This is a genomic window from Peribacillus simplex NBRC 15720 = DSM 1321, assembly GCF_002243645.1.
GTDB classification, from domain to species: domain Bacteria; phylum Bacillota; class Bacilli; order Bacillales; family DSM-1321; genus Peribacillus; species Peribacillus simplex.
The window spans coordinates 3,109,626-3,129,995 of record NZ_CP017704.1; the positions used below are offsets into that span (position 1 = coordinate 3,109,626).

The 20,370-nt window shown below is 40.5% G+C and carries 22 protein-coding genes; 17 read left to right on the forward strand and 5 right to left on the reverse strand.

Going from position 1 to position 20,370, the window contains the following annotated elements:
- Window positions 1-586 precede the first annotated feature (586 nt).
- The 8 genes from BS1321_RS14900 (at window position 587) to rpsN (ending at window position 6,460) form a co-directional block, all read left to right on the forward strand.
- On the forward strand, window positions 587-1,954 hold the full coding sequence (locus BS1321_RS14900; protein ID WP_094246615.1) for an alkaline phosphatase: 1,368 nt from the start codon (window positions 587-589) through the stop codon (window positions 1,952-1,954).
- 22 nt (window positions 1,955-1,976) lie between these two features.
- Window positions 1,977-2,624, forward strand: a complete 648-nt coding sequence (locus tag BS1321_RS14905; RefSeq protein WP_063234120.1) for a DUF4352 domain-containing protein — start codon at window positions 1,977-1,979, stop codon at window positions 2,622-2,624.
- Window positions 2,625-2,727: 103 nt separating this feature from the next.
- Complete coding sequence (locus BS1321_RS14910) at window positions 2,728-2,880, forward strand: YpzG family protein (RefSeq protein WP_081112966.1); 153 nt, start codon at window positions 2,728-2,730, stop codon at window positions 2,878-2,880.
- A 205-nt stretch (window positions 2,881-3,085) separates the two neighbouring features.
- Window positions 3,086-3,466, forward strand: a complete 381-nt coding sequence (locus BS1321_RS14915) for a nucleotide excision repair endonuclease (RefSeq protein ID WP_174524179.1) — start codon at window positions 3,086-3,088, stop codon at window positions 3,464-3,466.
- Between the two features lie 166 nt (window positions 3,467-3,632).
- A complete protein-coding gene (locus BS1321_RS27525; protein ID WP_155726482.1) occupies window positions 3,633-3,803 on the forward strand; it encodes a hypothetical protein in 171 nt (56 codons plus the stop codon).
- Between the two features lie 427 nt (window positions 3,804-4,230).
- Entirely contained in the window at window positions 4,231-5,424 is a 1,194-nt protein-coding gene (locus tag BS1321_RS14920; RefSeq protein ID WP_063234122.1) for a GTP-binding protein, read from the forward strand.
- A gap of 22 nt (window positions 5,425-5,446) precedes the next feature.
- Window positions 5,447-5,596 carry a 50S ribosomal protein L33 gene (gene rpmG, locus BS1321_RS14925; protein WP_034310390.1) on the forward strand — a complete coding sequence of 50 codons (150 nt, stop codon included), beginning with the start codon at window positions 5,447-5,449 and terminating at the stop codon, window positions 5,594-5,596.
- A 594-nt stretch (window positions 5,597-6,190) separates the two neighbouring features.
- Window positions 6,191-6,460, forward strand: coding sequence for a 30S ribosomal protein S14 (gene rpsN, locus BS1321_RS14930; protein WP_063234123.1), 270 nt, complete (start codon window positions 6,191-6,193; stop codon window positions 6,458-6,460).
- A gap of 226 nt (window positions 6,461-6,686) precedes the next feature.
- On the opposite strand, the gene BS1321_RS14935 is transcribed toward rpsN, so the two are convergent.
- Complete coding sequence (locus BS1321_RS14935; RefSeq protein WP_230160594.1) at window positions 6,687-7,073, reverse strand: VOC family protein; 387 nt, start codon at window positions 7,071-7,073, stop codon at window positions 6,687-6,689.
- A 322-nt stretch (window positions 7,074-7,395) separates the two neighbouring features.
- Here BS1321_RS14935 and BS1321_RS14940 point away from each other — a divergent pair, with 322 nt between their 5' ends.
- The 3 genes from BS1321_RS14940 to BS1321_RS14950 all read left to right on the forward strand — a co-directional run bounded on the left by BS1321_RS14940 (window position 7,396) and on the right by BS1321_RS14950 (window position 9,930).
- Window positions 7,396-7,665: a DUF1292 domain-containing protein gene (locus tag BS1321_RS14940; protein WP_063234125.1), complete on the forward strand. Its 270-nt coding sequence runs from the start codon at window positions 7,396-7,398 to the stop codon at window positions 7,663-7,665.
- Between the two features lie 223 nt (window positions 7,666-7,888).
- Window positions 7,889-8,317, forward strand: coding sequence for a cell wall hydrolase (locus tag BS1321_RS14945; RefSeq protein WP_063234126.1), 429 nt, complete (start codon window positions 7,889-7,891; stop codon window positions 8,315-8,317).
- Between the two features lie 146 nt (window positions 8,318-8,463).
- Window positions 8,464-9,930, forward strand: a complete 1,467-nt coding sequence (locus tag BS1321_RS14950; RefSeq protein WP_063234127.1) for a PAS domain-containing sensor histidine kinase — start codon at window positions 8,464-8,466, stop codon at window positions 9,928-9,930.
- A 37-nt stretch (window positions 9,931-9,967) separates the two neighbouring features.
- Here BS1321_RS14950 and BS1321_RS14955 read toward each other — a convergent pair whose 3' ends face one another.
- Window positions 9,968-10,960 carry an NADPH:quinone oxidoreductase family protein gene (locus tag BS1321_RS14955; RefSeq protein WP_063234128.1) on the reverse strand — a complete coding sequence of 331 codons (993 nt, stop codon included), beginning with the start codon at window positions 10,958-10,960 and terminating at the stop codon, window positions 9,968-9,970.
- 162 nt (window positions 10,961-11,122) lie between these two features.
- Here BS1321_RS14955 and BS1321_RS14960 point away from each other — a divergent pair, with 162 nt between their 5' ends.
- Complete coding sequence (locus BS1321_RS14960; RefSeq protein ID WP_063234129.1) at window positions 11,123-11,563, forward strand: peptidylprolyl isomerase; 441 nt, start codon at window positions 11,123-11,125, stop codon at window positions 11,561-11,563.
- A 329-nt stretch (window positions 11,564-11,892) separates the two neighbouring features.
- Here the strand turns inward: BS1321_RS14960 and BS1321_RS14965 are convergent, their stop codons facing one another.
- Window positions 11,893-12,246 carry a hypothetical protein gene (locus tag BS1321_RS14965; RefSeq protein ID WP_063234130.1) on the reverse strand — a complete coding sequence of 118 codons (354 nt, stop codon included), beginning with the start codon at window positions 12,244-12,246 and terminating at the stop codon, window positions 11,893-11,895.
- A gap of 181 nt (window positions 12,247-12,427) precedes the next feature.
- On the opposite strand from BS1321_RS14965, the gene nagZ reads away from it, so the two are divergent.
- Together nagZ and BS1321_RS14975 are read left to right on the forward strand one after the other, a co-directional pair.
- The gene (gene nagZ / locus BS1321_RS14970; protein ID WP_232522693.1) at window positions 12,428-13,663 is read left to right on the forward strand and encodes a beta-N-acetylhexosaminidase; all 1,236 of its coding nucleotides are present in this window, start codon (window positions 12,428-12,430) and stop codon (window positions 13,661-13,663) included.
- 91 nt (window positions 13,664-13,754) lie between these two features.
- On the forward strand, window positions 13,755-13,943 hold the full coding sequence (locus tag BS1321_RS14975) for a hypothetical protein (RefSeq protein ID WP_063234131.1): 189 nt from the start codon (window positions 13,755-13,757) through the stop codon (window positions 13,941-13,943).
- A gap of 201 nt (window positions 13,944-14,144) precedes the next feature.
- Here the strand turns inward: BS1321_RS14975 and BS1321_RS14980 are convergent, their stop codons facing one another.
- Window positions 14,145-14,543: an SET domain-containing protein gene (locus tag BS1321_RS14980; RefSeq protein ID WP_063234132.1), complete on the reverse strand. Its 399-nt coding sequence runs from the start codon at window positions 14,541-14,543 to the stop codon at window positions 14,145-14,147.
- A gap of 683 nt (window positions 14,544-15,226) precedes the next feature.
- Here BS1321_RS14980 and BS1321_RS14985 point away from each other — a divergent pair.
- Entirely contained in the window at window positions 15,227-16,174 is a 948-nt protein-coding gene (locus tag BS1321_RS14985; protein ID WP_232522694.1) for an IS110 family RNA-guided transposase, read from the forward strand.
- Window positions 16,171-16,458 carry a hypothetical protein gene (locus BS1321_RS28175; protein ID WP_063236593.1) on the forward strand — a complete coding sequence of 96 codons (288 nt, stop codon included), beginning with the start codon at window positions 16,171-16,173 and terminating at the stop codon, window positions 16,456-16,458. The genes BS1321_RS14985 and BS1321_RS28175 overlap by 4 nt, the downstream gene beginning before the upstream one ends.
- A gap of 154 nt (window positions 16,459-16,612) precedes the next feature.
- Here the strand turns inward: BS1321_RS28175 and BS1321_RS14990 are convergent, their stop codons facing one another.
- Window positions 16,613-18,238, reverse strand: coding sequence for a M4 family metallopeptidase (locus BS1321_RS14990; RefSeq protein WP_063236295.1), 1,626 nt, complete (start codon window positions 18,236-18,238; stop codon window positions 16,613-16,615).
- 443 nt (window positions 18,239-18,681) lie between these two features.
- On the opposite strand from BS1321_RS14990, the gene BS1321_RS15000 reads away from it, so the two are divergent.
- Complete coding sequence (locus tag BS1321_RS15000) at window positions 18,682-20,163, forward strand: amino acid permease (RefSeq protein WP_063236293.1); 1,482 nt, start codon at window positions 18,682-18,684, stop codon at window positions 20,161-20,163.
- The last annotated feature ends 207 nt before the right edge of the window (window positions 20,164-20,370 follow it).

Here is a 20,370-nt window from a genome sequence, read left to right on the forward strand (position 1 = left end):
TATAAGCGAAAATAAAGCATCCTGATTGAATGCTTCAGTTTATCGACAATAGGGGATTCGGAAGGGTCCCATCCCGAACCATGTTTAAGAAGGTTGGACTTTATGGTTTTTTCTTGTTTTATGAAACCCTCACTAGTTTGAAGAAATTTACGACACTCCTGCCGAATAACTGGCTAGCCGAGACTCCGCTAGACGCTTGGTAGACAGTTGGCGGAAAGGGAGCGGATTTCTGAAAACAACCGGAATTTTTTTTCTTTTCTCCATTAATTCTTTAGCACTTTCAAACTCCTAACAAATTACCCCGATTTGAAGACGTTGAATGAAAAGAACTTTGTTCAAGATCACTTACCTCGCTGGTGTTAACTAAATCTTTTTCATTCCTCTAAAACCTGTAATATGACCCCACTACTGATGATTCTCCTGAATAACCAACAACTTCATAAAAGTGGCATACAATTCCGAGTCATGCTGCCTTTACCTTGTCTTAACAATTATCCTACTGCATTTTTACATAGCCTTGACATTGAGTTCATTTTCTTCACTTATAGTTTAATTAAAGAGAAAACATTAATGGGAGGTCATTCATTTGAATCGCACATGGAGTAAAAAGGTTTTACCCATCACGCTCGTTTCTGCATTAGCATTTGGAAGTTTATCATGGTCCGCTGCGGATCGTGTTTCGGCAAAGGGGAATGCAAAAAAAGAACCAGAAATTAATAACGTGATTTTTCTGATCGGTGACGGCATGGGTGTTTCCTATACCTCCGCTTACCGGTATTTAAAAGATAACCCTGGTACGAAGGTGGCAGAACGGACAGAGTTTGATAAATACTTGGTTGGCCAGCAGATGACTTACCCTGAGGACTCTGCTCAAAATATAACGGATTCAGCTTCGGCCGCAACGGCAATGTCTTCCGGGGTGAAGACTTATAATGCTGCCATTGCAGTGGATAATGATAAATCTGAAGTCAAAACCGTATTGGAAGCAGCAAAGGAAAAAGGAAAAGCGACGGGATTGGTTGCCACTTCAGAAATCACTCATGCTACACCTGCATCTTTTGGCGCCCATGATGAAAATCGGAAAAACATGAATTCAATCGCAGACGATTATTATAATGACTTAATCAAGGGCAAACATAAAATCGACGTCCTATTGGGCGGTGGGAAATCCAATTTTGTCCGGCCTGATGTCAATTTGGCGAAAGCCTTCGAAAAAGACGGTTACAGTTATGTGACTGATAAAAATCAAATGCTTAAGGACAAAAATGAACAGGTCCTTGGTTTATTCGCTTCTGAAGGACTCCCGAAAATGATTGATCGCCCAAGTGAAACGCCTTCTTTGGAAGACATGACAAGTTCGGCGATTAAGCGTTTGAATAAAAATAAAGATGGATTCTTCCTTATGGTCGAGGGAAGCCAGGTCGATTGGGCAGGACATGATAATGATATCGTAGGTGCAATGAGTGAAATGGAGGACTTTGAAAAAGCATACAAAGCAGCCATCGAATTCGCGAAGAAAGACAAACATACCTTAGTGGTGGCTACTGCGGATCACTCTACAGGAGGATTCTCGATCGGAGCCAAAGGAATATATAACTGGTATGGTGAACCGATCAAGGCAGCCAAACGCACCCCTGACTTCATGGCGGATGCCATCGTCAAAGGGGCCGATGTTGAAAAGACTTTAAAGCAATATATTAACCAAAATGAAGTGAAGCTAACTGACGATGAAATCAAAACGGTAACAGAAGCTGCCAAATCAAAAAATGTGACGAACGTCGATAATGCCATTGAAGCCATATTCGACAATCGGACCAATACTGCATGGACTACCGGGGGACATACGGGTGAAGATGTTCCGGTCTATGCATACGGGCCATATAAAGAACGTTTTGCCGGTCAGGTCGATAACACGGATCATGCCAAAATCATCTTTGATCTATTAAAGAAGTAATAACACTTCAGGGAGGGATTCAATGAACAGACTGATGATTGGTGCCCTGTTATTGACGGCATTTGGTGCTCTTAATACCCAACCAGCTTACGAAGAAGAAACGACAGCTAAAGAAAAAACAGAGGAAATTGCCCGACCACTGGAAAAAAAGGATGTCTATGTTCCGAATCCACAGCTTCCTGATGATATAAACTTGAAGCAGATCGGTCAGGACGTTTCCGATGCAAAAGGCGAATTAACTTTGAAGGCCTATAAAAAAGTGAATGAAACGTTGAATGTTGGCCCGATCGAGGTTGAAGTCAAAGAAATGAAAGTGATGCATGCCACTCCGGATTACAGCATGATTGATTTCTTCCACGGCTATACGCATGATGAAGATTTCGATATCGTAAAAGTGAAAGTGGAAATCAAAAACAATACGGATAAAAAAATTAAGTTTTCCCCAGTTGCTTTCCTTGAAACGGACAGCGGAGAACATCTGACATGGGAAGATGAGATCTACTTAGAAGAACTTACTGGTGAGATAGAAGGAAACGGTTCAAAAAGCGGAAACATTGGTTTCATTCTAAATGATGGAAACATAAAGGGCATATCCCTCATGACAAGTGATGCGGTGGATGAAGAAGGGGAAGGCCTTGCAAAAGGCAAGTCAGCTGAATTCGCTTTTTAAAGAATATGTATAAATGCTTTGGAAAAATAAAATACTAGTACAAGTGATAGGGATTTCTATCACTGAACGGAATATCCAAATCCTAATGATGAGGTGACACAGAATGAGCTATAAAGGTCAATTAGATCCACATTCTCAAAAGTTTCACCATAATTGGACAAGACCTAAGCGTTCAAATTCTCAAGTTAATGGCCATACGCAAGAATCGCAAACAAACATTATACTAAGAAGCAATGCAAAGGCTCACAGGTGGTAACGGATATTTCCGATAAAGAAGGAGGCTCTCAGCGAGCCTTCTTCTTTATATTTAATCCAGAATCATCTAAACCGATCAAGGCATACATGGCTTTTCATTCATAATTATGATACCATTTACCTTTAAGACTAAAGCGATGAGCCTGGCGTGAAACCGGAGTTTTGATTCCGATTGAAGTTTCACCTTATACAAATAGAGGACGTGAATTGTAATGATTAAAATTGAAATCCCTGCAGCGGATATAAGCATCAAACAAAGAAAGCAAGTTATAGAAGGAGACGAAGCTGTCATTCCTGAAATTTACGGGTTTATCGATTTTCATTTGATTCCCCGTGATAAAGGCGGCATCATCTTGTTTTACAATGAAAACGATGAGCTGATTTTTGTCGGTAAAGCTCGTAAATTAAGACCAAGGGTCAAGAAGCATTTCGAGGATAATGTTTCGCCGATTAAAGAGCATCGTAATGAAGTCAAGAAAATTGACATTCTTTTAGTCGAAGACGCTATGGAACGTGAAATCTATGAAACGTACATGATCAATAACCTTCATGCTAAATACAACGTCGACAAAGTGTTTTATAAATAAGAAGTACCTATGAAAAGCTGACTGCATATGCACTCAGCTTTTTTGTGTGCAAACTTAAGTTTACATATGTACAAAAACAATTTCGTACATTTACAGCTGCTCCATATTAGGTTAACAATGTTGGTTTATATTTAGAGTATTCCAATACATTCTCAGGAGGAAGCTATTGAAGAAAATACTTTGTAAAAAGGTGTTAGTTATCTCGATCGGGACAGTGATTGCCTTTGGGAATTTAACGTGGTCCGTGTCACAAGCTTCTAAATTGGCGAAACAGAGAGAGATTGAAACTTTTGAACAAGAGACAGTAAAATCTTCAGGGTGGGAAATGGCGGAATAAGCATAGTAACCAATAATTTTTTTCTCGATTTGCAACAAAGAAAAAGAAAAATGTATTGGATTATGAAACGTTGTTGATGATCAGCTGCTTGTCAATATGGAGTACAATACATGATAAAACAGCAATGGAGGTTCATTACACGTGATGTTATGTGTAATTGGCTTCCATTTAATTTTTGTTTTTAGTTTTATGAAGAATGTCAGCACCTTTCATTTATCCGTGATTGCCCATGCAGCAGTATTGGAGCAATCGTGATAACATTCGATCGGGAAAAGTATTCGGAGGTAATTTTGAAAAAAACTTGCAAATAGTAATGATTACGTTTTATTATTAAAGAGTGTTTTTACATGGGTGATAGCTTTGGTATTTAAATCGTAATGATTTTGATTTATGTGCAGCGAAGAAATCAGGCAAAGGAGTGGTAAGGATGGAGATGAAGAAAATTCCGGTTACGGTATTGAGTGGATACCTTGGTGCGGGAAAGACGACGCTTTTGAATCATATTCTTGAAAATCGGAATGATCTGAAGGTTGCCGTAATCGTTAATGATATGAGTGAGATCAATATTGATGCCTCGCTGGTCAAACAGGGAGGGTTTACCCGGACGGATGAAAAACTGGTGGAAATGCAGAATGGCTGCATTTGCTGTACGCTTCGTGAGGATTTGATGATTGAAGTGGAGAAATTGGCGAAACAAGGGGATATTGATTACATCGTGATTGAATCGACTGGGATAAGCGAACCGGTACCTGTAGCCCAAACCTTCTCTTATGTCGATGAAAGCATGGGAATTGATTTATCGGAATATTGCCGGCTTGATACGATGGTTACCGTTGTTGATGGGTATAACTTTTGGCAAGACTTCACTTCCGGAGAAACACTTATCGACAGGATGCAGGCAACTGATACCGCGGATGACAGGGAAGTGGTCGATCTATTAATAGATCAGATAGAGTTCGCCAATGTCATCTTGTTAAATAAAATCGATCTAATGGATGCTGACGCCGTTGAGGAATTGAAAGCGGTTCTTCATAAGATGAATGCGGATGCGAGGATCATCGAAACAAACCATTCCAAGGTGCCGCTAAAGGATGTATTGAATACACATTTATTTGATTTTGAAGAGGCAAGCCAAGGAGCTGGCTGGATAAAGGAATTGAATGAAGAGCATATCCCGGAGACCCTGGAGTACGGGATTTCTTCCTTCGTTTACAGAAGGAAAATACCCTTTCATCCCGAGAGGCTGATGGCGTGGTTAGAAAACTGGCCCGTACAAGTGGTGAGGGCAAAGGGCTTCCTTTGGCTGGCATCGAGAAATGATACGGCAGGCTTGCTATCGCAGGCAGGACCGTCATTAACTTTACAAGCAGCCGGTAAATGGATTGCAGCTTACCCTGAGGAAGAACAGCGCCAAATTTTAAAGGAAGCACCTGAATTATTGGAACGGTGGAATGCAGTATACGGTGACAGGATGACGGAGCTGGTGATGATTGGCATTCAAATGAATCAACAGGAAATCGAAAATGAATTAGATCAATGCTTATTGACGGAAATTGAGTTGCAGCAAGATTGGTCTCTGTATGAAGATCGATTGCCTGCATTTTCGGAAATCGTTCATTAAAAAACTTTAGGAGGAAACAAAAATGAGAGTAAACATTACTTTAGCATGCACAGAATCAGGGGACCGAAATTATATCACGACAAAAAACAAGCGGAATAATCCGGACAGGATCGAATTGAAAAAGTACTGCCCGAGATTAAAGAAACACACGCTTCACCGTGAAACGAAGTAATTTTGAGATTTAAATCGTAATGATTATGTTTTATTGAAGAGGATGGATGTAAAAGGAGGTAAGTTCATGTTTTCATGTTGGAATGGATCATTATTGGCGGAGGCATTCAAGGTATGACGATGGCTGCATTTTTACTTAAGTCTTATCCAGGCCCGGAATAAGGGATCCATCCCACCTGACTTACATAAAGCGCTGATGAATTAAGTTAAACAGGGATTATTGCGTTTCATGGATGTTGAAGTGATAAGCGCTGTGTGGAGGGACGGGCATATTAGCCTCAAAGATAAAAACTAAAAGGTCATTCAACAAACAGGGACAATCCTTTCAGAGACCGGCTTTAAGTCATATGCCAGGGGAAGGATTGGCTAACGCCAGTCATCCGGTCGGATGATTTACGCTGCGCGGAATGTGGTTATCCGATTGTATCGCAGTCGTTGCAGTGGAGTCCTGGTTTATATGTCACGGGAGCATTGGCTGAACTTGAAATGGGGCCGATATCCAGGAATATATCGGGAGCAAGACAGGCAGCGGAACGAATTGTGAATAGTTTATAGAATTTATTAAATCAACATCTTTAAAAAAAGGAGAATTAAAATGGCGAAAAAATCCAAGGTAATAAAAGCGGAAAAACAGTTGGCAATGGTCGAAAAGTATGCAGAACTTAGAAAGGAATTGAAGGAGAAAGGGGATTATGCAGCATTAGCCAAAATCCCTCGTGATTCCTCACCGACAAGGGTCCACAATCGTTGTGGAGTAACGGGGAGGCCCCGTGGATATATGCGCAAATTCAACATGTCACGTATCGTTTTTAGGGAACTTGCTCATAAAGGGCAACTGCCGGGTGTTAAAAAGTCAAGCTGGTGATGCAGGGAGAAGAAAGGGGATTTAAGGATAATAGTGAAAAGTAGCCCTTTACAAAAAAAATATAATTATTACATATTAGGATAAATGCAGTGTATTAAGAAATTACTTCAGTTAAGTAAAGAAAGGTTTTTTATCTGTAAATTTTGTTGAACATTCAAGAAGCGGCCTTTAGAGTGAACGTAAAAAAGCAGAAGTCTTTAAGACTCTGCTTTTTTTAGTATGCTTTTTACCTTTGGAAAAATTCAATCCACTCTTTTTCCGGTCCATATACGTAGAAATAGCGATAACCATTTGGAAGGGTGACTATCTCTTCATCAATCAGCTCGGTGTTATCCAAGCTTTTGATCCGGGCATATTCTTCTTCGATATCATCCACGGTAATGGCAAAATGGTGGATCGTTGCTTCGGATGGCAGTGTGTCGCTATATCCCTGAATCAATTCTATTTCCGTTTCGTCCGACTCTTCGTAACCGAGGAATGCCAGTTCGATTACCCCATTAGTATGAGTCATGCGTGCTTTTAATTTTAAATCCAGCACATCTTGATAAAAAGCGATGGATTTTTCAAGATCTCTTACAACAACGCCAATGTGATCGACCCTTTTCGCAGCCAAGAAATCTTCCTCCTTCATTATATCCAGGTGCAATACGCTAATATTAGTATATATAAGATTATTCGGAATTAAATCACATTTTTATAGCCGTTATTAGATAATTTTTTAAATGATGTTAAAAAAGGGAAAGTATTGGTAAATAATGAAAAAATGACAAGTGGCTTATGGGATAATACTTTTCTTCCATAATATCTCTTGATTGATTCTTTTCTTGGAAAGAATGGTATTATAATTTTCCAGGGCTAAAATTTGTTTATAAATCGAATAGTCGATATACTATGGAAACAACTCCATTATTAATGGATATGAAAGGAGAGGTAGTATGGGAAAAATTCGTGAAGGTGAGGTTTTCACCCTTACTGATGACAGTGATGAAGGCCATGAAGTTGAGGTTTTAGGATCATTGGATGTAGAAGGAACGGAATATGTTGCAGTAGGTTTGCTTGAAGATATTGAAGAGGATACAGATGAAGATATCGATATTTTCTTTTTCAGGGTCGAAGGCGAAGGTGAACTGCTCGATATCCAATCGGATGAAGAGTTCGAAAAGGTATCATTGGCGTTTGAAGCGGCATTTGAAGCGAAAGAATGACAAGATAAAAGACGGCACAATTTGTGCCGTCTTTTTTATATGTATAAAGAAAGTATTAGCCCCGCCTTCGCCAAATACCATGATAGCCACGCGTGCTATCCAGCCTTACTTAAGTATAGGATTGTTTTATTGATAGGACGTGTACTCCATATGAAGATTTTGTTAATAAACGGAGTATTTTTCCATCCCCGAGGCATAGGATAAAAAAAATGGGGGTGATGGGATGGCCGTTGTAAAGCACACTGATGCCGATATTGCCTTATTGGCAAGATTGCTTAGAGCGGAAGGCGAAGGTGAAGGGGATCAAGGCATGTTGATGATCGGTAATGTAGGAGTCAATCGGATTAGGTCGAATTGTTCCGATTTCAAAGGGTTGAGGACGATTCCAGACATGATTTATCAGGAGCATGCCTTTGAAGCAGTACAGAAGGGGTATTTTTATCAGCGAGCAAGGGACAGGGAAAAAAGACTTGCACGCCGCAGTGTAAATGGTGAAAGGATATGGCCCTCGAAATTTAGCCTATGGTACTTCAGACCACCGGGAGATTGTCCGGCAACCTGGTATAATCAGCCCCTGGTTGGGCGTTTCAAGCTCCATTGCTTTTATGAACCAACAGGTACAGAATGTCCAAATATTTATAATACATTTTAAGGAAGAGGCTGAACCTTATGGGGTTTGGCCTCTTTGTGCATCAATCCTTAACTTGGAGAAATCATATGATAAAACTGGCAAATGATTTACTGATACTGTAAAATTGAGACTGTAAATTTCCGGATAAGAAAGGAATAAAAATATAGATGAGTAAAAGGCTTATTAATTATGGACAAGGGCAAATGGGGGAACAGCCGGAGGATAATACCGAGAAATTTAAGTCTTTCATGGAGAACAACCCGGACGCCATTTCCATTGTTGATCTGGAAGGAAAGACCCTTCAAGTGAATGCAGCTTTTGAAGAGTTTTTCGGTTGGACGAATGATGAGCTCATAGGCATGCCGTTTCCAATTATTCCTGATTTCTTGAAGGAGTCAGTCAATGAATTGCATGACCAAATTAAGTCAGGGGTACAAAAGAAAGGCTTTGAAACGGTCAGGATAAAGAAGGATGGACAGTTAATCGATGTAAGCATCTCCCTGTTTAATATCCGCGATAATGAAAATGAACCGTGTGCATTGGTTTTCGTTTATCGGGATATCACGAATCAAAAACTTGCTGAAGCTGCCTTGAAGGAAAGTGAGCAAAGGTATCGCAGTTTAGTGGAGGTGTCACCTGAAGCGATTTTTGTACATCGCAATGGGATCATCGAGTATATGAATCCCATGGGGGCAAAAATGCTTGGGATGGATAGTGTGGAAGATATTATCGGTAAATCGGTTTTTCAGTTCGTTCACCTGGAGTCCCGGGAAAGTGTACAAAAAAGAATCGAGATCATGAGGGACGATCATCAGGCGGTTGGTTTACTGGAACAAAAGTTCATTCGGCTTGACGGACAAGTATTTTATGGAGAAACACTCGGTCTTCCGATTATTTATAAAGGTCAACCAGCCATACAGGTATTCTGTAGGGATATTACGGAGCGTAAAAAGACCGAAGAGCTGCTCTGTAAATCCAATATGTTATCGGCGGTAGGACAGATGGCTGCAGGCATCGCACATGAAATTAGAAATCCATTAACTGCGGTCAAAGGATTTTTACAATTATTAAGAGAAGACCCTGAGCAAAAGGACTATCTTGAAATGACGGTCAGTGAAGTTGAAAAAATCGAAACCCTTGCCAATGAATTTTTAAGTTTAGCAGAGCCTGAAGTGAAGGTTTGTGAATTCATTCAGCTTAACGATATATTGGATAGTGTGATTACGGTAGCCGAGTTTCAAGCGATTTTGAATGATGTTGAAATCATCAAGGAATATAATATGGATTCGGCATCTGTCTTTGGCGAACCGAATCAGTTAAAACAAGTATTCACGAATGTCGTCAATAATGCGATAGAAGCCATGCCGAATGGCGGCAAACTTCATATACAGTTAAACCATGAAGGAGACTCTGCAATGATCCGATTCATTGATCAAGGCTGCGGAATCTCAACTGAGCGCATGAAGCATCTAGGGCAGCCTTTTTATAGCACCTCTGAAAAAGGAACTGGGTTTGGGCTCATGGTCAGTACTAAAATAATCCATGAGCATAATGGGGAAATTCATTTCAGCAGCGAAGTGGGAGAAGGGACGATTGTAGATATCAGTCTCCCTATCAATGAAAGTTCACAATGAAAAGTGACGAGAAGCCATGCTCTCGTCACTTTTTGGTTTATAGCTTAACGATCGTTCTGCCTCTAGCTTCCCCTTTTAATAGGGTAGGAAGGACGTCAGGCAATTCTTTAAGTGTAATTTCCTGTTGAACGAGCTGTTCTAAATGATCGAGTTTAAAGTCGGTAGCAAGGCGATGCCAAACTTTCAATCTTGTATCCATCGGGCAATTGACCGAATCGATCCCAAGTAGATTAACACCCCTTAGGATGAATGGAAAGACAGTGGCAGGAAGGCTTGTACCAGCCGTTAATCCACTGACCGCAACAGCTCCGCCATACTTGATTTGGCTAAGGACCGACGCTAGCGGTTCACCGCCGACGGGATCCACCGCACCGCTCCACTTCTGTTTGCCCAGTGCCCGCAGCTTGCCATCATATACATCTTCCCGCGAGACAATAGTCTTCGCACCGATTTCCTTCAAGTAACCATGTTCCGATTCTTTTCCAGTACTCGCTTCCACGGAATAGCCAAGTTTGGAAAGGATCGAGACAGCGAAACTGCCAACCCCGCCAGTTGCACCAGTGACGAGAATGCTCCCTTGCTCAGGGGTGAGGTTATTTTCTTCCAATCTCAGAACCGATAAGGCTGCAGTGAAACCGGCCGTACCGATGATCATTGCCTCCTTCATTGTAAGGCCATCAGGAAGCGGGACGATCCACTCAGCCGGAACACGGGCAAATTGACTGTAGCCGCCGGATTGCGAAACGCCAATCCCATAGGAGGTCGCAATGACTTCGTCCCCTTCTTTAAAGCGCGAATCCTCAGATGAAACGACGACACCAGCCATATCAATTCCCGGAACGATAGGATAGCTGCTGACAATGTTTCCATTAGGAATGCTGGCAAGGCTATCTTTATAGTTCACACCGGAATAATGGACACGGATGAGCACTTCGCCTTGAGGTAGATCATCAAGTGATAGTTGCTGAATGTTAACGGTGAATTGATCATCTTGCTTGTTCACGACTAATGCATCAAATTGCTGTATCATGGTTCTTTCCCCCTTTTAATAATGTATCTATCCCATTATAAAAGAAAAAATATCGGAATGTATAATGATACAATTCTAAATAAGTAGCGCTTGCTTTTCTTTCTGCTACTAAAAATGGTACTATTAGATTTGATTCAGTTCATATTAAAGGAGATGTTTTACATGGCTAAAAAAGGATACATACTTATGGCAAATGGAGAAAAGATCGAATTCGACCTTTTCCCGAACGAAGCACCGAACACAGTGGCTAACTTCGAAAACTTAGCAAATACAGGCTTTTATAATGGTGTAGTCTTTCACCGTGTCATCCCTGGTTTCGTAAGCCAAGGCGGAGATCCAACAGGTACAGGTGCAGGCGGAAGCGGCAAGCAAATCAAATGTGAAACAGAAGGCAACCCTCACAAACATGAGGCAGGAAGCCTATCGATGGCACATGCCGGAAAAGATACGGGCTCAAGCCAATTCTTTATCGTGCACGAACCACAACCGCATCTTAACGGTGTTCACACAGTATTCGGTAAAGTGACATCTGGACTTGAAACAGCCAAAGCTATGAAAAATGGCGACAAAATGGAAAAAGTAGAAGTTTTTGACGCTGAATGATGAAAGCGAAAAGAGGGGGCATTATGCTCCCTCTTTTTTTTTGCCATATCCATGGAGGCATTTTTTGCGAAAACCGGGGGAATATAGAGTCACTTTGGTGTAATGCTTTCAGTGAAACGGCGTTTAACACAGATGATCCCATTCATATCAATTTTCTCGAAAATTACATTTGACATGATATCCTCGTTAACCGCTTGGTTAAAAAGGATGAAGAAGATGCCGAGAAATGGATTTCAAGCGAAAGAGACCGTTTTTTCTCCTTATAGATTAAAAAAAGCTGATAACCCCATATGCCGGGGATATCAGCTTTTTTATTTTTTGTACCAGAGTCATTCGGATAGAAGGGTTTTAGGAAATCTAATGGCCGTGGGCAAGTTGGAATTATCTCGATAAGACCTGTAAGACACAATCGTATGGTTATGCGCTTGAACATCCAACTGGAGAACCTGTGAGCTTTTCATTTCCAAATAATACGTAACGTCTTCTTTTTGTAAATGATAAAAAGAAAAAGGTATTCCTAAAAGGTCCTTGCTGATTAGTTTTGTTTCAGGCTGATTGATGATTCGCTCACTCAATTCCGCTATCGTAACAGAGGTTGTTCCTGTAATGGCTGTTATTTTTTCTTTTGCATAGTCGACTGCATGACTGAAGGTGACAGCAATATTCTTCAAGATTCCGTTCATGGGGGGTCTCCTTTTAATTAGGCTTTGTTTGTAGTATGGTACGTGGCTAATGCTTTATGCAAAAAAATACGCAATGATGATATAGAATTGTCCGTTTTTGAACATGATTAAGAAGTGTGCAACGAAATCAATAAAAGGACAAACAAGGAAGGACAGAGAAAATGTCAATGAAGGTCAAAGCATGAAGAATAAAAAAATATATTGGGGTCTGTTCCTTATCGCAATCCTCGCTTTTTCAGTGGTGTTCATTCAGTTGAATATGGATGTGAATTCCAGAGCGGAAAAAGGGAAAGATGCCGATGTGGATAGTCATGAAAAAATAGAAAAATTGCTGAAAGAAATGACGCTTGAAGAAAAAATCGGACAGCTTATGATGGTTGGTTTCAAGGGAACTGAAAAGAGCAGTGAAATTACAGAGCTTATCGAACAAAAACATATAGGGGGCGTCATTTATTTTGACCGTAATATGAAATCCCCTAAACAAGTGGCCAGGTTATCCAATTCGCTTCAACAAACGGCCGATCAAAGTACACATTCGCTTCCGTTGATGGTGGCCATCGATCAGGAAGGCGGGGACATCATCAGGATGAAGGAACGGGTATCGCCCCTCCCTGCACAACAGGACATTGGAAAAAATGCATCTGTTGAGGACATATACAAAGTGGCCAAATTGAATGGGACAGAACTGGGCTCCATGGGGATTAACATTAATTTCGCCCCTGTACTTGATCTATCGAAAACGGACAAGCGTTCATTTGGGCAAGATCCGGAAAAGGTTTATCAATACGGAAAGAAAGCCATTCAAGGATTGAACGATGTATCGATAACTGGTGCACTGAAGCACTTTCCAGGAAACGGACGCAGCGAAATCGATCCGCATGTCGAAACATCTTCCGTGGAGGCAAACCAACTTGATCTGGAAAACTCGGATATTTATCCTTTCAAGCAAATCATAAGTGAAATGGATAACCAAAAGTTTTTCGTGATGGTGACCCACATTAAATATCCAGCCTATGATAAAGAAAAACCAGCAAGCCTTTCTAAAATCATCATAGAGGACCTACTTCGGGGGAAACTCAAATATGAAGGACTAGTCGTTACCGACGATTTGGAAATGGGTGCTGTGAACAAGTATTTCTCCTATGAAGATATGGGGAAGCAGGCAATCCTTGCAGGAGCTGATTTATTACTTGTCTGTCATGAATATTCCCATGAGCTTGAGGTATATAACGGATTACTGCAAGCAGTAAAGGCAGGGGAAGTTCCAATGGATAGAATAAACGAGTCAGTGAAAAGAGTGCTGACATATAAACTTAACAATATGAAGCAAACGAAAGCTGACCCGGACCAAGCTGAAAAAGTCGTGAAAAATCCCGAAAGCATAAAGTATATCGAAAGCCTGAGCGAGGATAAATAAAAGCGAAACCAATCTCTCAAAAGGATGCTTTTGTTTAAATCAGCTGATAGAGGGAATACTATATATGACTAACTTGAAGGAGGAAACTAACATGCCATCAAACAAAATGCTTGGAACCGTCCTGATAGGAGCAGCCGCATTCTTAATGCGCAATAAGAAAACCCGTGAAAAAACCATGGGTCAAATAAGATCCTTGGCCACACCAGAAACCATTGATAAGGTTAAGAGCCAATTCCAATCAATAACCAAAACAAAATCAAGTAACCCATCCGTACGTTAAGGTGAAATAACCCCATTAAGTTGTTCTTAATGGGGCTTTTTTTGTTGCTTAACATCCTATTGGTAAACAATTAAAACGATTAAAATCCAGCAGTGAATTCATCAAGCCGGTGAAGGGAAAAAGGAAAAGCACCCGATTCTTTCGAAAAACCTTGGACAGGTTTTCAAAAGTACAAGTGCTTTCATGAATGATCAATGATCATTAAGCTTCTTCTTCACCGTCATCTTCTTTATTGAACCAAAGCGGATCCTCATTATCGACTTCACCATTATAATTAATCAGGATTTCTTCTCCTGCTTTTATGTCGGTGTAAGCAAAGAAATCAAACGTATGATTCTTGAAGTTTATGTCATACGTAGCGTTGGGTGTATAAGAATGATTAAACAGCATGCCATAACCTAAAAGCATGGCAGTATGGTTAATTCCATATTCAAACGCATAATCAGCCAGCAATGTCTTCTCTATGAAAACATGCTCCTCGTTTGGATAAGCAATGACAGGTGCCTCATGCAAAAGCTCACCTTTTTTAATATCTCGTGTTGCGAATACGCCTCTATTGAACTCACCATCACTGAGTGTGGAAGTTTTAACTTCAATCATGTTCGTCACCTACTTGTTCTATTCAATATAGTCCAGATCATCTAAGCTTGACAGTTAATAAGGAGAAAAGCAACTATTTTACGGAATTAATCATTTTTAGCAAACAACAGGATTATTTTTTATTGATGCTCTACCTCTACCGTAGGACGGAATTCTGCACATGAAGGCCGAAAAAAGGTAGCGAACGGCCAAAATAATCCTCAGAGGGTCGAAAAAAGGTAGTGATGGTTCGAATAAATCCTCAGAAGGACGAAAGCAGACCATCTTCGTGGAGCGGGAAGCACCATCATGAAGGAATATAGTATAACCTGTGAGTCCGATTTTTACTGTTTATTATGATGTATCGGAAAATCCATTGTTATTCCAAGATGAATGTGAATAATTGGTTTATCCATTACAATACATAAGAAACTCCTATGACGGCGCTCCTCGCCGCCACCATCTACTACGAAAATCTAAACTCAAAATAGAGTCTAACCCTTTAACTCCTTGACGATAATGGATGATAACAATACAACCAGGCTGAACTTTTTTTGGTGGATCTTAAGGAAGATACCCTGTATAAGAAACTGGTTGTGACAGTATTGAAGAACCATTTAGTGTACTGCTAGTACGTATACAAAAATTTTTGTAACAAATCTCCTGTCATATGTATTGTTAATTTTTTTTGAGGTGATTCTCCTATGGAAGCAATGATTGAACGGTGTGCTGGCCTAGATGTACACCAAGAAACAGTAGTAGCCTGTGTATTATTTGGTCCATTAGATAAAAAGCCAAAAACCTCTATTGAAACGTTTTCAACTACAACAACGGGACTCTTGGCTTTAAGTGATTGGCTAGCTACCCTTCAGGTATCCGATATTGTGATGGAAAGTACCGGAGTCTATTGGAAACCAATATGGAATATACTTGAGGGTTCTTTTCACCTTGTTCTTGCCAATGCCAGACATGTCAAAAATGTTCCAGGTCGTAAAACTGATGTGAAAGATGCCGAATGGCTTGCCAAGCTTCTAAGATGTGGACTTATTGAAAGTAATTTTGTTCCACCGGAGGATATTCGTGATTTACGAGATCTTACTCGTTATCGAAAAAAATTGATTCATCATCGCACTTCAGAGCAGAATCGCATTCACAAAATTCTTCAAGATGCTAATATCAAGCTAACATCCGTATTATCAGACATTTTTGGTGTATCGGGACGCCGTATCCTTGAAGCGATTCTAAACGGTGAAAAAATAGAGACCGATGGTCTTCGAAAAATGGTGGATTGGCGAACAAAAGCAAGTATTACTGACATTGCAAATGCAATTAATGGTCGTATTCGCCGTCATCACCGTGATATGTTGCGTTACCATTGGGAGCATATGAGTTATTTAGAAAAAGCCATAGAAGAATTGGAAAAACAAATCGATCAACTCCTGTCCCCATATCGTAAGGAAGTAGAATTATTGGATGGTATACCTGGTGTTAACAAAGCTGCCGCAGCTACTTTTATTGCAGAGATGGGCGTTGATATGTCCGTATTTAAGTCGGCTAAACATCTTGCCTCTTGGGCTGGTGTGAGTCCCGGAAATTACGAAAGTGCTGGTAAAAAAAAACGAGTAAAACCACACAAGGTAACAAAGCTTTGAAAACGATGGCTGTAGAGTGTGTACTAGCGACATCAAGGCAAAATAATCGAATTGCTTCACATCGAAAAAGGATTACCAAACGCCAGGGAAAAATGAAGGGACGAATCGCTTCTGCTCATTTACTATTAACGATCGCTTATAACATCTTAAAAACAGGAGAACCCTATCATGAACTAGGTTCAAATTACCTTGAAGAAAAACAAAATAACAAAGAATTAAAAATGATCGAATACCTAAAAAAGAAAGGCTATACAATCGCTCCATCTGAACAACAAACTGCATAACCAGTTAATATAACGATATGGCACATTTACGTCCTTCAAAAAATTAGAATATGGTGGGCTTATTTTGTATGGCCTTTTACGAATATATTTTCATACAAAAAAAACCTCCGCTAGAAGTGAAGCTAGGGAGGTGTCGTTCATATAGATAAAACTCTTAAATCACACCGACAGCTGTAAAGGCATTTTTGACAGCCGTGACTTCTGCACTGCTTGAACCGTATAAATCAGAGGCCGATTGTATGACCGCCGCTCTGGCTTGTGAAAAAGTCGACGAGGAAGTTAAATAAGTTGTGTTTGCCCGGTAAAAGATGGTTCCTAGTTTATCGATGCCGATTCCGGATACGGTCACGCCATGGTGGGTTCCGCCTGCAGAGATTAAATAAGCTGCCTTATTAATGATTCCGCTGTTCGTGTGGACTCCGCCATTATCACCCGTTCCTGTATAACGGTTCGAATAATGGTCAGGGTCACCATTCAATGTTGGATTAGCCATCGAGCGGAGTGCATCACCGGAAATGTTAGGTGTGTAAATATCTTCTCCGACTAAATAATCGGCTTTGGCACTTTGATTCTTAAATTCGACAACGGTGCCAAAAATATCAGATATCGCTTCGTTCAAAGCACCGGATTCATATTGGTAGGTAAGGTTCGATTCCGAGGAAGTCACGGCATGCGTCAGTTCATGTGCAACGACATCGAGACCGCCGGACAATGGGATGAACGTCGTGCCATCTCCATCACCGTAAACCATTTGGGTGCCATCCCAGAAAGCATTATTGTATCTTGAGCCATAATGAACGGTTGATTTCAGGATGGTTCCATTTCCATCATAAGAGTTCCGACCAAATGTGGATTTGTAATAATCATAGGTTTTACCCGCATAATAATGGGCATCCACCGCAGCTTTATCGGTAGAAGCAGTAAAAGCATTTGTTGTGTTGGAAAAGAGTGTACCAGGCAATCTTGAACGGTTATTGGCATTATATGTGTAGATGCCTTTGCCACGTGTATTGTCTTGTAAATAGTATTTGCCGCTGGATAAGGTAGTGTTCAGTGACACGGTGTTGTTTAAGACGCCGGTGCCCGTTCCGACGGAATTGGTCCCCGTCACTTCATCTAGTGTATTATATTTATTCAGGATTTCCCCCGTTTTGACTGAAATGAAATAATTATGATTTCCTGGTTCCGGACTTAAGAATTTCAAATTGACTTTATATACATAATCGGCCTTGCCTTCATTTGCGTATACATATAGGTCAGATTCAGGTGATTGGTCGTAGGCAGGAGTGAACCCAAGATCCGCTTCAGCTATTTTGATAGCTTCGGATTTACTGATGCCTTTTTTAGCCTTTTTCCCTAATTTTGTGTTTAGATTGGCTTCAACCGTACCGGACACGACGGTCAATACACCTTTAGCGTCAATCAATACTGCTTGTGTGGAATTCCATACAGGCACGCCCTTATAGGTTTGTTGCAATTTAAGGACGGTATTGCCCAGTTCATCCCTGCTTTCTTTCTCGATCGTGAAGGAGTCTTTCGCCTTTTGCTTTTCTAGCTTGTAAGACTTTTTGTTTTCATCAAAAAAGGTAAGAATGATATCTTCTGCCGTTTGCTTTGATGGGTCCGTAAGTTTCCCAGACTTGTATTCTAGCGAATCCTTATGCTTATTGTACTTTTCAACACTTAACACATTTTTTGCCGCTAAAGCTTCTTGGTGGGGAATAGCAGAAAATAATAGACCGATGGATAGTGCAGTTCCTAAAAATACCTTACCTTTCATAACACTCAACTCCTTCATGAGAATACCTCATTTTCACATCGTTTCATATTATTATCAAATGGAGAAAACTCGCAAAAAATATGACATTTAAAGGAATAAAATGGAGAAAAATGGATTTTGATAGAAATATTCTTTGAATATATTCTTTTAGTAATATTTGGAATGTATTTAAATTGAACCAAATGAATAAAAGTGCAAAAAAACATGGCATAATGTGCAAAAAAACGTGGCGTAAAGTGCAAAAAAATTTGTCTATTGAAGGCGTTTTTTTTGATAATTTGTTGAAAATTGCGTTTTTGTAAACCTGGCATGAAAATTGCATATATTCAGAAAAGGAATTCGAATTGTAAATTAGATCTATTTGAAAGTCTATGAAATAGGAAAATTTATTAAATGGATTTCCCCATATATGAAAGCGCTTATATAGAAAGGGATGAAAATTTATGATACCAAAACAAGAAAATGACATCTTGCATCCTCCACAGCAAGAAGGACAAGAACTAAAGCGCGGTTTAAAATCTCGCCATTTAACGATGATTTCCATTGGCGGGGCTATTGGCACCGGGCTGTTCCTCAGCAGCGGGGCAGCCATTCATACAGCTGGGCCAGGCGGCGCATTACTTGCTTATGCCTTAGTTGGGGCAATGGTGTACTTTGTGATGACGAGCTTAGGGGAATTGGCAGCCTTTATGCCGACAAGCGGCTCTTTCAGTACCTATGGATCGAAATTCGTCGATCCGGCATTTGGTTTTGCCTTGGGATGGACGTATTGGTTCAATTGGTCGATGACGATAGCCGCAGAGTTGGCAGCCTCGACAATGATCATGAAATTCTGGTTTCCGAATAGTCCATCATTGTTGTGGAGTTCATCATTCTTGGTGCTCATTTTCCTATTGAACTATTTATCCGTTAAAGGATATGGTGAAGGGGAATACTGGTTTTCCTTCATAAAAGTAACAGCCATCGTTATTTTTATAATCGTTGGGCTGCTAATGATCGTCGGCATTATGGGCGGCGAAGCAGTAGGTTTTAAAAACTTCACCGTCGATGACGCTCCTTTCCCGGGTGGGTTCATGGGTGTCTTCATCGTGTTCATAGCGGCTGGCTTTTCTTTTCAAGGTACCGAAATTGTCGGCGTGGCTGCCGGGGAAAGTGAAGATCCTGCACGGAATATACCGAAGGCTATTAAAAGTGTCTTCTGGAGAATCCTGCTCTTTTACGTATTGGCAATCGCTGTAATAGGACTGCTTATCCCTTATACGAATTCAAGTTTACAAGGTGATAACGTCATGGTAAGCCCATTCACGCTCATTTTTGAAAAAGCTGGAGTGGCCTTTGCTGCTTCGCTTATGAATGCCGTCATTTTAACAGCGGTATTGTCTGCAGGTAACTCTAGTCTATATGCATCTACGCGTATGTTATATTCAATGGCAAAAGATGGGCAAGCACCTCGTGTTTTTGCAAAACTTAATAAACGCGGAGTACCGGTTGCAGGAATGATTTTGACATGTTCCATCGGCATGCTGGCCTTTTTAGCCTCCGTATTCGGTGATGGTAAAGTGTATATTTGGTTAATGAATGCCATTGGAATTACAGGATTTATCTTTTGGCTGGGCATTTCCATCAGCCATTACCGTTTCCGGAAAGCATTCATCGCACAAGGCCATTCATTGGAGAAGCTGCCATATAAGGCATTATGGTTCCCGATTGGACCGATCTTTGCCATTCTAATTGGGATGATCGTCATCCTGTCCCAAAATATCCAAGCCTTTTTCTCAGACCACATCGATTGGGGCAGTGTTGTAGCTGCATACCTGGGAATCCCGCTTTTCCTTGGTCTATGGCTTGGATATAAACTGGTAAGAAAAACTAAATTCGTTAAACTTGATGAAGTCGAATTTGACTTTGACAAAAAATATGAATGAACAAGCTTAAAGTAAAATCAGCCGGACAATGTGTCCGGCTTTTACTTGTTTTCTATAGGCTCATTATAAAAAGCTAGGAAGCTGATTCCTAGCTTTTTATTTTTATTAAATGGAAATTTATACAAATATTGTAGGAGGTGTTATATGATAATCGTAAACTCTGCTAAATTGCATGTACAGAACGACGGGGAAAGCTTTTAATATTTC